This is a genomic window from Neobacillus sp. FW104-15D2 (genome assembly GCF_058790155.1).
In genome coordinates, this window is the sequence record NZ_JBYTCJ010000023.1 from 1 (window position 1) to 14,563 (window position 14,563).

Genomic DNA, 14,563 nt, shown 5'->3' on the forward strand with positions numbered 1-14,563 from the left:
CGTTCGTCCTGAGCCAGGATCAAACTCTCCGATAAAGAGAATGAGTTTTAGCTCATAAAGTTACGTTGGCTGATGAATTAAATTCATCATGTTATTGTTTGTTTGTTCACGCTTTGTTTGTTTAGTTTTCAAAGAGCAAGTCAACTTCTTCGAATCAGCCTCTTCGCAGCCTCGCCATGAGCTGAACTTATTCTTCTTGAATAAGCTCTGGTGCAGGAGCAATTATAAGGTTGCATCGTGAAGTCTATTAAGTTCATCGCTCAGAAGCGACTTTATTAATATAGCATGTTAACCACTTTCGTGTCAACACTTTTTTAACCCGCCGCTCAGAAAAGTTTTTTAAGAACTTATCGTGGCGACGGATATTAATATACCAAGTAATTTAGCATAGGTCAATAGGTTTTATTGTTTTTTTACAATAATTTTTCTCCGACACGGTAATATCTATGATATATCCCTTGTCCTTTAGTTTCCATGTTTACTACTTCGATAAAATGCTTCTCTACTAAATACTCTACAAGCACTTCCAGATCGATTGAATAGGGTAAAACATCAGATTCACTCATCATTTGATCAAACGACCAATATTCCCTGGCCTCAAGAATTTCAAGCAGATGAGCAGCACCCATATGAGTTCTCGAATGAATCAAAAATTCGCTGGCAAGAAATAAAAGCTCCAGCCTTTTCTCCAAAGATTCCTCACTATTTACCAGTTCTTCATATAACTTAAAGATTTCGGGCTCTATTTGTTTAACCTGCTGCCAAACCGTAAGTTCCGAGTGAAACCCATTTTCTATTACAGATAACCTAGCAAGATGATGAAGGGAATGGACAACGTGATTATAAGCATCAAGATATTGGCGATTTTCAAATAAAGCTCTGCCATCAACATAGCGGCGAATTAACTTCGCAAACTCAATCCCCATTTTTAATTTTCGTCCATAAAAAGGAAATTCCCGGAGTTCTGTTTTTAACCTTGATACATACTCATTTCGATCAAATAAAACCTTCGAATCATTAAGCCATTCAAATATTTTTCGATTGGAACCTAACATAAGCCATTCATTTAATTGGGCTTCAGATACAATATGCATTGCTGCCTTTTTATCATTATAAGCATAGTGTTTGATAAATAACGGCTGGTCTGCTTCCTTTACAATAAGAAGCAAAACCGCATCAAACGAATCTGTCGTATAGTAATATTTCTGCTTTTTTTCTATCAGTAATACTCCCAAGGTATTTAACTGACTGGCTCTTTCCTGATATATAGGACGAAGGATATCCTCCATTGCTCATTCCTCCATTTATTTTCCGATGGGGTGACGGATTATTTTAAAAAACAAATTATAAACTTTTTTTCATTTAATTCACAGGCTAATACTTTCGACAGTAATAAAAAAATTCCTTCAAAAATCTCTGCGAAGTTAAGCACCATCCATTTTTCAAATCGGTTAATTATGTTATAGTCTTTTTCAGGAGGGACGTTTGATGGCTAAATACTCTAATAAAATAAATAAAATCCGGACATTTGCCTTAAGCCTTATCTTTATAGGATTTATTGTTATGTATGGCGGTATCTTTTTCCGGACATCTCCCGTAATTATGACTACTTTTATGATTTTAGGTCTTCTTTTCATTATTGCGAGCACTGTAGTTTACTTTTGGATCGGCATGCTCTCCACTAAAACAATCCAGGTTGTTTGTCCGAGCTGTGGGAAGCCAACAAAAATGCTTGGCAGGGTTGATATGTGTATGCATTGCAACGAGCCTCTAACTCTTGATCCTCAACTAGAAGGAAAAGAGTTTGATGAAACTTATAACCGAAAAAGAAATCAAAAATAGCTAGCCCGGATCACGGGCTAGCTATTTTTAAATTGAAGTTTCTGATTAGAAAAAATTTTTGGCGGATGCGTTCAGAATTCAGATAAAAAGAAAAAGCCGAAATTCATCGGCTTTTATTTCTTCTTATTAATGCGCTTCTTTTGCTGCGCAATCAGGGCAGGTTCCGTAGATCTCCATTCTGTGATGACCTACTTTGAAACCAGTTACGTGAGAAGCGAGATGTTCTACTTCATCGAGTCCAGGATAACTAAAATCGACGATTTTTCCGCATTTCTCACAAATGACATGGTAGTGGTCTGTAGTAATAAAATCAAAACGGCTGGATGCGTCTCCGTATGTTAATTCCTTCACCAGGCCTACTTCGCGAAATACTCTCAAGTTATTATAAACAGTTGCCACACTCATATTAGGGAACTTACCTTCTAAGGCTTTATAAATATCGTCTGCAGTCGGGTGTGACATCGAGCTTATTAAATATTCAAGTATCGCATGACGTTGAGGAGTAATACGCACTCCAGTTTCTTTCAACGTATCCAAAGCTTCTTTTAATTGGGGTTGTGACATCGCCATGCACCTCTTTCCAAAAAGTATTCTTAAATTATAATTGTTATAATTAGTTTACTAAGAATTCGATCCTTTTGTCAATAAAATTACCACTATATACACGTTTCTTTGCTATTATTCCTCATGAAGCAGCTTATCTGTTACTCCAAGCTTTTCATTAACAAATCTTGAGGTTACAAAAAGTAAATCGGACAGTCTGTTTAAATAAGCAAGCACTAGTGGATTGACTTCATCTTCCAGTCCGACAGCACATCTCTCAGCCCTTCTCGCAATCGTCCTTGCTACATGAAAAGCTGCTCCAGCAGGGTGGCCACCAGGAAGAATAAAATTGGTCAGGGCAGGGAGTACACCATCCCATTCATCTATTTGCTTTTCCATGGTCTCTATATCCCCCTCAGAAAGATACCATTTAACTTCTTTCCCTTTTGGAGTTGCCAATTCTGCTCCCACATGAAAAAGAGTTGTCTGGATTCTGTGGAAAACCTGTTCAAGTTTTTCTTTTTCAGGAAAACTTTCTTTTTCTAAATAACTAAGAGCCAGCCCAATCATGGAATTTGCTTCATCACAGGTTCCATAGGCTTCAACCCTCGCATCATTTTTGGAAACTCTTTGTCCATAAATGAGTGAAGTAGATCCTTTATCCCCAGTCTTTGTATAGATCTTCATATCTTAGTACCCCCTTTCCAAATCAATCACATTGATAAAATCATTCCCGTTATTTATATATGTATGAAGATTATGTTTAAAAATTTCAAAACCTCTCGGCTGATATTTTTTTGTAATACTCGATAAGTGTGGAGTGACGGTTACATTTTTCATTTCCCAGAAAGGGTGTTCAGGTTTTAAAGGTTCATTTTCAAAAACATCGAGATATGCATGTGAGATAAACTCTTCCTCCAGGGCTTTTAACAGGATTTCTTCACTCACCAAATCTCCTCTGCCGATATTAATAAATACAGCAGATTTCTTCATCTGCCTGAAATGATCTTCATTTAATAAATATTTTGTCTCACTTGTGCTAGGCAATACAGATACTATAAAATCTGGTTTCGATAAATGTTCCTCCAATTTATCAAGTTTAACGGTAATATTCGCAAACTCATTTGCAGATCCGCTTCTGTTCACACCTATTACCTTCATACCGAAGGCCTGAGCCAGCCTGGCAATTTCTCCTCCAATAGCCCCAATTCCTAAAACCATAATCGTTTTTCCGGATAACTCAGCCATTGGCAATTTTCGGTCCCATTTTTTATTTAATTCATTTTCTCGCAGCTGCTGCCTTTGCTTTACATGCTCTAGCATCGTACCCAGGGTAAATTCCGCCATCGGAATTTTATGTATCCCTCTGGCATTCGTTACAAGAATTCCTTTCTCTGCACAAGCTGCAAATGGCATTCTTTCCAGACCTGCAGACAAAACCATAATCCATTTAAGATTTTTTGCCAGCTCTATATATTCTGGAGTTAAATCCTCGCCATATGTTAAAAAAACTTCAGCATCTATATAAGCTTTTTCGGCATTTTTAATTCCTTTATAATACTCAATCTCGATATTTGGAAATTCACCTTTAAAATCCTTTTGTAATTCTTCCGAAGGAACAAATGAGGCCACTATTTTCATGATATACTCTCCTCAAAAATGCTGTTTTTTCTATTATGATAACACCTGACGCAGGTTTTTTAAAAATTATAAAAACTAAATCGCTTAAGACATAAAAAAGTCGGGCCATTGCTGGCCCGCAAATTCTATCTGAGGAGGTATGCCCTAATAAAATGATATTCAAAACTTGTTTCTTTGCATGGACATCCGCCTTATTAAAGAAAAATAGGCTGGAAAATTTCAATTCTAAATTACAATTTTTCTTTAATAAAGTTCAATGCTTCTTCCACATGCCCTTTCACTTTAACCTTTCGCCATTCTTTTGCGACTTTGCCTTCCTTATCAATAACAAAGGTGCTCCGTTCAATCCCCATGTATTCTTTTCCAAAATTCTTTTTAAGCTTCCAGACATCATATTCTTCTGCCACACTGTGGTCTTCATCGGAAAGCAGCAGAAATGGCAGTCCGTATTTTTCCATAAACTTTTTATGAAGTTCAATAGGATCGGGGCTTATCCCCAAAATAACCGCTCCAATTTCCCCGAACTGCTCATGCTGGTCGCGGAAGTCACATGCCTCAGTGGTACAGCCTGGGGTCATATCTTTTGGATAAAAATAAAGAACCACATTCTTCCCTTTTAAATCTGATAATCTGATGGTTTCTCCATTCGTTGCTTTAAGAGAAAAATCAGGTGCCATCTTTCCAACTTCTATAGCCATAAATACCACTCCATTTTTTGATTTCTATATCTAGCGTATCCAATCTAACCGCCTAAGACAACTATTTTACTGCTTGCGGTTAATTCTCCATATCAGATACTGCTTTTGCCACAAATGCAGCAGGAATGGTATAACCAATTAAGGCTTCCAAAATGGCTATTGCTCTGCCAATTCCCAAAGGGACGATATCTCCATGTCCTACCGAGAATAAGGTCATCGCACTAAAATAAACACTTGATTCAAGTGTATCTATAAAATCAGAGGCAGGGCGAACCGTCCCTGTCTCACCTAACACAGGATGACCATTCAAGTGGAGAAGCGAATATAAAAGAGCAAAGCCTACCATGACCGTCATATAAATTGTTCCCAAAAATAAAAAGTTCTCGATAGAGACAACCTTCCCATTAATCTTATAAGGTTGAAAAAGAGTCCTTAAACTCATAAAAATACAGAAAATAATTAATCCAAGCAGTACATAGAACATCTAATCCCCTTCTTCCCTTTTCCCTCAGTTCATTGTATGTCCACACGATTTAATAAATACAAAAAAGCAACAGGCCAGTACCAAGAACAAAAGCTTTTCCTTCGTGCGATGCATAATGCTTTCCAAGCCGTTCCTAGTCCTGATTTCTGAAGTCCGAGGGGCCGGGCACTGGAGCTGGATTACAATAACCTAATTCAAGTTATCACAAGGTGAATATCTTCATTTCCTAAACGACAAAAAACCAGACTTACCAGCCTGGTTTCCTTTATCATTATTAATTTCCGGCGCCACGGTATTTTTTGACTCCCTGATTCCAAAGAAATATAGAAACAGTAAAAAAGACAACTCCCACAACTGGTGTCAGAAAGGAGTAGAAGGTCCATTCTCTTTTTCCAAGAAAGAAAGCAGCTGGATAAACGCCAACGAAAGCAAAAGGCAAAATCCACGTAAGAACAAAACGGATTGCCTTATTATAAATATCAACAGGATACCGTCCGTAGTTCCCGATATTATACATCATCGGCATAATAGATGTCCTTGCGTCTGCCCAGAAGCTGATGCATGCCAGCATGACAAACACCCCTCCATAAACCAGAGCCCCTCCTATTACAAAGAGAAGAAACACAAACGGATCATACCAGTGCATTTCAAGTCCAAGCTTGATGCCCGAATAAAACATAACCGCAATTCCTGTAACGGCTCCAAACAGTGATTCCAGTTCAATACGTTCCAAAATAATCTGGAACAAGCTATGAATCGGTCTCGTAAGGATACGGTCGAATTCACCCTTTACAATATATCGCTCGTTGAAATCCCATATATTAAAAAAGGACGAAAAAACAGCAAATGGAACGAGGAAAAACCCATAAATAAAAATAATTTCATTTCTGGACCAGCCCGCAAGTAAGCTGGTATGACCGAATACCACTAGAATAAAGATAAAATTGACAGCCTGTGAAAGTAAATCGGAAAAAATCTCAACGAATAAGTCCGCCCTATATTGAAGCCTCGTCTTCATATACTGGGCAAGATACTGGAAAAACATTGATCCATAAAACATCTATTACCCTCCCTGAATGACAAGCTGTTTTTTTGCTAAACTCCATAAAACCTGAATCGGCAAGACTAAAATAACCACCCAGATAACCTGCTCCAAAATGGCATGGAAAGCTGCCTGCCGGGTGAATCCATTTGAAAAAATCATACTTGGAATATAGCTGATACCCTGAAACGGCAGATACTTCATGACTCCCTGCGCCCAGCCGGGAAAAAAGCTGATAGGCAGAAGGAGACCTGAAAACAAGTCAATTACCACCCTTTTGGCCCGGATCAGGCCGGAATTATTAAATAGGAAGAACGTGGTAATACCTGTCAGCAAATTCAACTGTGTATTGATAAGAAAGCTAAGCACTATGGAAACAGCAAATAGTCCCCATACAGCCGGATTCCAGGTGAATTTTACCGGAAAGATTAACGAAACAATCAGCATGCCGGGAACTGAAAAGAACAAAAGTCTAAAAATACCCTCTCCCAGCCCCTGCATGGTTTTCATCATTAAATAGCTGTATGGCCGGATCAGTTCTACCGCAACCTTTCCTTCCATTATTTCAACTGCCATCTCTCGGTCGATATTGTTAAAATAAAAGGCCCTTGCCATCCAGGCAATGGCTACATAGGTAGTCATCTGAACAACTGACATTCCTTCAATTTGTGTCTTATGCCCGTAGATAGCTGTCCATAAAAAATAGTAAGCTCCAATGTTAATGGCGTAAATCAAAATCCCTGTATAATAGTTAGTCCTGTAAGCAAGCATCATTAAAAAGCGAATCCGGATCATCTCAATATATTTATCCATTCAGGCTCACCCCTTTCATGAGACAGAACCCTTTTCATAGATATTTCGAATAATCTCTTCTGTTGAGATTTCATTGATCTTCAAATCTCTTATTTGATAAGCTTCAGCAACCTTGGCGATAGTCTGTGAAACAAGCTCATTGTCCTCAATCATGGCAGAGAATACCATTTTCTTCTCATCCAATTCCCAGTAAACCGGCATCCCCCGGGTTAAATTTTGAACCGCATTCAATTCAGGGTCTTTTAAAAATTGAAACTGAAGTTCTTTCCCTTCACCCCATTTTTCCTTTAAGCTGTTCAATGCTCCATCATAAATGATATTTCCTTCGTCAAGCATGACAACCCTTTCGCATAACGCCTCAATATCCGAGAGGTCATGAGTTGTCAGCAAAATAGTTGTATTGTATTTCTCATTAATCTCCTTCAGGAATTCACGGATTTTCAATTTAACTAGAACATCAAGTCCTATCGTTGGTTCATCTAAAAATAATAGTGGAGGATTGTGAATTAATGCTGCAGCTAGTTCACAGCGCATCCTCTGACCTAGTGAAAGCTTTCGCACTGGCTTGTCCAAAAGCGGTTCAATATCGAGCGTTTTAATCACATGATTCATATGCTCGTTATAGTGAGCATCTGAAACCTTATATACTTTTTTCAACAGCCTGAAGGACTCCTGAACCGCTATATCCCACCACAGCTGGGAACGCTGCCCAAAAACCACTCCTATTGTCTGAACAAACCTTTCCCTTTCCTGGTGGGGATTCATTCCATTTACCATAATTTTTCCGGAAGTAGGTGTCAGGATTCCTGTCAGCATTTTAATGGTAGTGGATTTACCAGCTCCATTTTCACCGATATAGCCCACCATTTCCCCCTGCTTTACAGAAAAGCTGATGTCATTTACTGCCGGCACAATTTTATAATTTCGGGTAAAAAGATCCCGAAAGGCACCTTTCAATCCGCTCCTGCTAGAGTAACCTTTAAAATCTTTGCGTAGATTTTCAACTTCTATGGCATTTTTCATCTTCATTTGATTCCTCCTGATGATGGGTTGACCCCAAAAAATTAGTTTAGCCAATCCATTGGATTAACACAACTATCCTGTTTTTTAAAAGCTATATTCTTCAGGTGTAAGAATATAGGTAATTTTCGGATTAAAGAGACATAAGAATGGAACAGGCCAAATCGTTTTTAAAAGTGCTAGAATAGTGAAGTATCATTTATAAGGAGGAAAAACATGCAATTTATAAACTCTGAAAGAATACATAGCGAAGCATTGGAACATATTGTGGGAGGAGTAAACAGCCCTTCCCGCTCCTTTAAGGCAGTCGGCGGCGGTGCACCAGTAGTAATGGAACGTGCTCAGGGTGCATACTTCTGGGACGTCGATGGTAATCAATATATTGATTATCTTGCAGCTTATGGTCCTATTATTACCGGCCATGCACATCCTCATATCACAGAGGCAATTAAAAAAGCGGCTGAAACAGGTGTACTGTACGGAACGCCTACTCCCCACGAGGTAAAATTAGCTAAAATGCTGAAGGAAGCTATTCCCGGTATGGACAAGGTCCGTTTCGTCAATTCAGGAACAGAAGCTGTCATGACGACCATCCGGGTTGCCCGTGCCTATACAGGCAGGGATAAAATCATAAAATTTGCAGGCTGCTATCATGGTCACTCAGACCTAGTCCTTGTGGCTGCTGGTTCCGGTCCATCTACACTTGGAACACCGGATTCTGCAGGCGTGCCAAAAAGTATTGCAAAGGAAGTCATTACGGTACCCTTTAATGATATTGAGCCTTTTAAGGAAGCTCTTGAACATTGGGGGAATGAAGTTGCAGCAATATTAGTAGAACCAATCGTGGGTAACTTCGGAATCGTGGAACCGAATCCCGGATTTTTACAGCAGGTAAACGATCTAGCCCATGAGGCTGGTGCACTTGTCATTTATGATGAAGTAATTACAGCCTTCCGCTTTATGTATGGAGGTGCACAAGACCTGCTTGGTATAACACCTGACTTAACAGCTTTAGGAAAAATTATTGGAGGAGGTCTTCCAATAGGCGCTTATGGCGGTAAAAAAGAAGTCATGGAAAAAGTGGCTCCCCTCGGGCCAGCTTACCAGGCAGGAACGATGGCAGGAAATCCAGCCTCTATGCTTTCCGGAATTGCTTGTCTTGAGGTTTTAAAACAAAAAGGCGTTTATGAATACCTTGACCGCCTCGGAGCAATGCTAGAGGAAGGAATTTTAGCTGCAGCCAACGAAAACAGCATTCCAATCACCATTAACCGATTAAAAGGGGCTCTTACTGTATTTTTTACAAATGAAAAGATTGAAAACTATGAACAGGCCAAAAATACTAATGGTGAGATGTTTGCAAAGTTCTTTAAGCTGATGCTTCATCAGGGGATCAATCTTGCTCCTTCCAAATATGAAGCCTGGTTTATGACAATCGCACATACGGAGGAAGATATTGAGGCTACCCTCCACGCTGTGAACAATGCATTTTCCTCACTTAAGAACGAATAAATATTCATTTTTTATGCAAAAAGGGTGTGGCTAACATGCCCTTTTTATTTATATCATTTTTTTGAAAACGTTTACATTTATACGTTATTTTAAAGTTTTGCACCTTTTTTTAATTCTTGCATATCCAAATAAATGTATAATTATTTGATTTCTGAAAATTCATATGATAATATTAAACTATTATTGTTTAACCCTTTAAATATCAGCCTCGCTAAATAATAAGCCAATCCTTTTTTAGCTAAACAGAATTTATTCCTATAAATTCTGAACGCATAAGAAAAACTGCGGCATCCGCCAGTTTTTCTAATACCACAATATCCCATTAAGTAAACAACAAGATATCTTAGGAGGTGAAAGTGCTTTATAGGCGTCATTCCTGTAGAGCCATATCATGACAAAAAACTGGACCCCTTCTCTTTTTAAAGAATTTTACAAGCAGGAACACGATGCGTGTGGAATTGTTGCTTGCCTTGAAAAGGAAAACATCCCAACATCAAAAAATATTTTTGATTGTATAGATGCTTTGGTAACAATGAACCATCGTGCCGGCTTTATCAATGGTGAGGGTGATGGCGTAGGAATCCATATCGATATTCCGCGTGAACTCTGGCAAGCAAAGCTTGCAGATGCAGGACTTAACCCTGTTCTTGCTTTATCTGAAGGTTTTATTGTTGGGCATATCTTTATCAGCAGCAAAACTGACACAAATGTGGTTAAAGAAGAACTTAAACGTAAGCTTAAAGCATATGGCCTTCAGCTCCATTTTGAAACAGACAGGGTAACCGATCCCTCGGCGCTTGGCCCAATTGCCATACAGGAAAATCCTTTATTCTGGCAAATAGCCTGCCTTTCGCCTCTAACCGAAAAAGAACTATCAAAAGTTTTATTTGATGTATTAGTAGATTTAGAGCAAAATGAGGCTGTTCATGTTGCTTCCTTAAGCCAGCACCATGCTGTGTATAAGGTTATGGGAGCCGGAGATATTCTGCCGAAGTATTACAGTGATCTAGCCAATCCATTGGCAGCTTCTACTATGACTCTTGGTCATAACCGTTATTCAACAAACACGTTATCAAGCTTTTTCCGGGTACAGCCTTTCAGTGTGCTTGGCCACAATGGAGAAATTAATACTATTGCAAAGCTTAGGGATGAAGCAAAAATGATTGGAGTTCCTCTGGTGAATGGAGGAAGTGACTCTCAAGATCTTAGCCGTACAATAGAGACTTTAATTTGTCGGGATGGCTATACCCTGTTTGAAGCTTTGGATCTTATGTTCCCTCCTATTATTAATGAAATAAAATCTTATCCTAAGCATCTTCAGGATTTATATACTTATTTGCGTGAAGGCTGGGGGCACTTTGCCCAGGGTCCTGCAGGTATCATATCCAGATTTGGAGACGAGGCAGTATTCAGCGTTGATTCGCTTGGCTTACGTCCTTTATGGATGCTAGAAACAGAGACTTCTTTTCTGTTTTCTTCTGAACCTGGAATCATATCTTCCAGTGAGTATGTTAACGAACCAAAACCTCTTGCACCCGGCGAAAAGGTCGGTTTTAAATGGAATGGAAATAAACTTGCTGTATATGCCCATCCTTCCTATCAAGAGGAAGTTTACAAGAGGTATTCATTGCGTGTCGATCTGAACAATGCAGGTAAGAGGCTTACTCCTCCTGTCTTGGAGAAGAAAGTGACAATGACTTACCCGGATAAAATTCATAATGGACAATATAAGGCTTTCGGATGGGAAAGAGACCATATCCAGTTGATTGAGCAAATGGCCGAAAAGGGCGTTGAACCTATCCGTTCGCTTGGCCACGATGCTCCGCTAGCTGCCCTTAATCCTGAAAGAAAAAATATTCCGGATTACATTAAGGAAAGTGTTGCAGTAGTTACAAACCCTGCTATTGACCGTGACCGGGAAATGGAACACTTCTCCACGAGGGTAATTATCGGTAAACGCCCTAATCTTTTTGCCAGGGAAGCAGAGAGTGGCGTACTTGAATTGACCACTCCTCTTCTTCTTGAAGGCAGGGCAGGATTTGACTGTTCTGAAGTATTAGGACAGCCAAGTTTCGACCAGCTGGCAGAGCATTTTATGATTAAGAAGGCTTCCGCATATCTGTCGATAACTTTTGATGCCAATGAAGATATTCCGGCAGCACTCGAAAGACTTTCCCAGGAAGCTGTTACGGCTGTTAAAGCAGGAAAAAGCTTCTTGATCCTGGATGATGCTAAAGCACATCAGGACAATAATTTATGGATCGACCCGCATCTTGCAACAGCAGCCATTAGCCAGGCTTTGGTTAACGCTGAAGTAAGACGTGATTGTTCCTTGCTACTGCGCTCTGCATCCCTCCGTTCTCTACATGATATTGTTACTGCATACGGATTAGGTGCAGACTTAATTAACCCTTACTATATGTTCTTAACGATACTTGATGAGTCGTTAAAACCACTAACCAATCTGTATTCAGCCCTGACTAAGGGATTAGAAAAAGTCATCTCTACGATTGGTATTCATGAATTAAGAGGATATGGCCGTCTGTTTTCGGCGATCGGTTTAAATGAGGAGCTGGCAGAAGCCCTTGGAATCGTCAATTTCTTTGGCTCAAGCGAACTCGAGTCTAATTTCACCAGTATGAAAGAAGATGCTATTGCCAGAGCAGCAGATTTCCAAAATGAAAAGGAGCGGATCGGTAAGACCTTCCACCTGTTCCCACGAATCTGGAAAGCGATTAGCGAGGTTGCTTCAACTGGTGATTATACAGCTTATGGCGAAAAAATCACCGAACAGGAAACTGAGAATCCAACAACTATTCGCCATTTAACAGCTCTGAAAAGAAGCGGAGCCCCTGTTTCTCCTGAAGATGTAGAAATTGGCGTTGGAGAGCACAGCCTTCCGTTCCTTATTTCTTCCATGTCATTTGGCTCGCAGAATGAAACAGCATTCCGTGCCTATGCTGAAGGTGCTAACCGATTAAATATGGTCAGCCTGAACGGAGAAGGCGGAGAAATTAAGGATATGCTCGGAAAGTATCCAAGGACCAGAGGACAGCAGGTTGCTTCCGGACGTTTTGGAGTAAACGCCGAGTTATTAAATTCGTCTAACTTATTGGAAATCAAAATTGGCCAGGGAGCAAAGCCTGGTGAAGGCGGACACCTTCCAGGTTCAAAGGTAACAGCCAAAATTGCTGAAGCCCGTAATGCAACAATCGGCTCTGATTTGATTTCTCCTTCAAATAACCATGATATTTATTCAATTGAAGATTTAGCTCAAATGATTCTTGAATTGAAAACAGCCAATGACCAGGCTAAAGTAGCCGTTAAAGTACCTGTTGTTCCAAATATCGGTACAATTGCTGTTGGTATCGCCAAGGCTGGAGCTGATATTATTACCCTCAGTGGTTTTGATGGCGGTACTGGGGCTGCGAGAATCCATGCCCTTCAGCATGTAGGACTTCCAGTTGAAATTGGCGTTAAAGCTGCTCACAATGCCCTTCTAGAAAGCGGACTCCGCAATCAGGTTGAGCTTTGGGCAGACGGAGGAATCAAAAGTGCAAGTGATGTATTAAAAGTGATGCTCCTTGGAGCTAACCGTGTTGGTTTTGGCACCCTGTCCATGCTTGCTATCGGATGTACTACCTGCCGCGGCTGTCACTTGGATACATGCCATGTTGGTATTGCTACTCAAATTGAGTCTGAAGCACAGGCCAAAGATCATGGATTGCGCAGATTTGTTCCGCGCCAGCTAGATTTAGCCGTTCAGGGTATTATGAATCTATTTACTGCTTTTGGTAACGAGCTAAAGTCTCTTGCTGCCTCAGCAGGAATTAAGAATCTCCAGGATGCAGTCGGCCGGTCCGATTTGCTTGAGCAAGTTAGCGGAAGTGAAAAGCTTGATTTAACTTATTTGTTAAAGCCTCTTGAAATAACAGAGATCAGCAAATTTGAAGAAGCACTTTCTATGTCTGGTGTGACCGAACAAATTGCTGTTGGAGCAGAATACCTGGATTCAAGTGTAGAGCAATTAAATAACTCAAGGGAATTTTACAGCATCACATCTGAACAGCGTGTTCTCGGAAGCAGAGTTTCCTGTCACCGTGTAAGAGGCAGATTGGACGGTGCTTATCGTCAGCTTCCAGCCGTAAATCTTGCTTACCGTAAAGGTTCAATTCCTGGAAACGGACTTGGAGCTTATAACAGTGAGGGAATTAATATCCTCATTAATGGAGGCGCTCAGGATGGAATCGGAAAAACCTCTCTTGGCGGAAGTATTGTAGTCCTCAAATCCAAAGGCAAAAATGGCCGTTATTATAATGGTTCTGTTGGAAAAGGGTTTGGCTACGGAGCCCAAAAAGGACTTCTTATTGCACAGGGCAATGCAGATGCCAGAGCGGGGATTCGCCTTTCCGGTGCTGATATGGTTTTTGGTGGACGTATTCTCACCCCTCTATCTGAAACAGAAAACGGCAATATCGGTGCTAACGCCAATATTAAAGGGTTTGCTTTTGAATATATGACGAATGGCCGTGCTATCGTACTGGGTGACCCAGGACCATGGATGTGTGCCGGAATGACTGGCGGAGTCGTTTATGTCCGGATTCAGCCGGAGATGGGATTAACGAAAGAAGCACTTCAAAGAAGAATCGCTAAAGGCGCTAAGGTATCCCTTTCACCTTTAGGTGATAAAGGCAAAACTGACGTTCAGGAGCTCCTCCAAAAGTACACTCAATTACTTTCAGAGGATGGCCAAAACAACGAAGCAAATGAAATTCTGTCCCAGCTAGAGAGTCCGCAGGAACACTTCCTGCAGATTCTTCCAGTTAAGGAACAAGCAGATCCATCCGTATCAACAGAATGAAGCAATCAACTTAAACCCGGGCAAAATGGTGCCCGGGTTTTTCCTTTGAAAAAGTTCTATTAAACGGCCTGTTAATTAAACGGGATTCTGCGACACTTGAAAAAGTT

The 14,563-nt window shown here is 40.2% G+C and carries 12 protein-coding genes; 3 read left to right on the top strand and 9 right to left on the bottom strand.

What is annotated here, in order from left to right:
- Window positions 1–413 precede the first annotated feature (413 nt).
- Window positions 414–1,289, bottom strand: coding sequence for a nucleotidyltransferase-like protein (locus AC3WR0_RS17390; protein WP_492553494.1), 876 nt, complete (start codon window positions 1,287–1,289; stop codon window positions 414–416).
- 196 nt (window positions 1,290–1,485) lie between these two features.
- Here AC3WR0_RS17390 and AC3WR0_RS17395 point away from each other — a divergent pair, with 196 nt between their 5' ends.
- A complete protein-coding gene (locus tag AC3WR0_RS17395; RefSeq protein WP_492553495.1) occupies window positions 1,486–1,842 on the top strand; it encodes a YgzB family protein in 357 nt (118 codons plus the stop codon).
- A 126-nt stretch (window positions 1,843–1,968) separates the two neighbouring features.
- Here the strand turns inward: AC3WR0_RS17395 and perR are convergent, their stop codons facing one another.
- The 8 genes from perR to AC3WR0_RS17435 all read right to left on the bottom strand — a co-directional run bounded on the left by perR (window position 1,969) and on the right by AC3WR0_RS17435 (window position 8,086).
- Window positions 1,969–2,406: a peroxide-responsive transcriptional repressor PerR gene (perR, locus tag AC3WR0_RS17400; protein WP_027321024.1), complete on the bottom strand. Its 438-nt coding sequence runs from the start codon at window positions 2,404–2,406 to the stop codon at window positions 1,969–1,971.
- Window positions 2,407–2,520: 114 nt separating this feature from the next.
- A complete protein-coding gene (locus AC3WR0_RS17405) occupies window positions 2,521–3,072 on the bottom strand; it encodes a cob(I)yrinic acid a,c-diamide adenosyltransferase (RefSeq protein WP_492553496.1) in 552 nt (183 codons plus the stop codon).
- A gap of 3 nt (window positions 3,073–3,075) precedes the next feature.
- Window positions 3,076–4,026, bottom strand: a complete 951-nt coding sequence (locus tag AC3WR0_RS17410) for a D-2-hydroxyacid dehydrogenase (protein WP_492553497.1) — start codon at window positions 4,024–4,026, stop codon at window positions 3,076–3,078.
- 230 nt (window positions 4,027–4,256) lie between these two features.
- Window positions 4,257–4,724 (bottom strand): thioredoxin-dependent thiol peroxidase, encoded by a 468-nt coding sequence (gene bcp / locus AC3WR0_RS17415; RefSeq protein ID WP_492553498.1) that lies wholly within the window; start codon window positions 4,722–4,724, stop codon window positions 4,257–4,259.
- Between the two features lie 79 nt (window positions 4,725–4,803).
- Entirely contained in the window at window positions 4,804–5,208 is a 405-nt protein-coding gene (locus AC3WR0_RS17420) for an ion channel (protein ID WP_492553499.1), read from the bottom strand.
- Between the two features lie 274 nt (window positions 5,209–5,482).
- Window positions 5,483–6,268, bottom strand: a complete 786-nt coding sequence (locus AC3WR0_RS17425; RefSeq protein WP_027321018.1) for an ABC-2 family transporter protein — start codon at window positions 6,266–6,268, stop codon at window positions 5,483–5,485.
- 3 nt (window positions 6,269–6,271) lie between these two features.
- Window positions 6,272–7,063 carry an ABC transporter permease gene (locus AC3WR0_RS17430; protein ID WP_492553500.1) on the bottom strand — a complete coding sequence of 264 codons (792 nt, stop codon included), beginning with the start codon at window positions 7,061–7,063 and terminating at the stop codon, window positions 6,272–6,274.
- 15 nt (window positions 7,064–7,078) lie between these two features.
- Window positions 7,079–8,086 (bottom strand): ABC transporter ATP-binding protein, encoded by a 1,008-nt coding sequence (locus AC3WR0_RS17435; RefSeq protein WP_492553558.1) that lies wholly within the window; start codon window positions 8,084–8,086, stop codon window positions 7,079–7,081.
- A gap of 213 nt (window positions 8,087–8,299) precedes the next feature.
- On the opposite strand from AC3WR0_RS17435, the gene AC3WR0_RS17440 reads away from it, so the two are divergent.
- Both AC3WR0_RS17440 and AC3WR0_RS17445 read left to right on the top strand, forming a co-directional pair.
- On the top strand, window positions 8,300–9,595 hold the full coding sequence (locus AC3WR0_RS17440; protein WP_492553501.1) for a glutamate-1-semialdehyde 2,1-aminomutase: 1,296 nt from the start codon (window positions 8,300–8,302) through the stop codon (window positions 9,593–9,595).
- A 391-nt stretch (window positions 9,596–9,986) separates the two neighbouring features.
- The gene (locus AC3WR0_RS17445; RefSeq protein WP_492553502.1) at window positions 9,987–14,456 is read left to right on the top strand and encodes a glutamate synthase-related protein; all 4,470 of its coding nucleotides are present in this window, start codon (window positions 9,987–9,989) and stop codon (window positions 14,454–14,456) included.
- The last annotated feature ends 107 nt before the right edge of the window (window positions 14,457–14,563 follow it).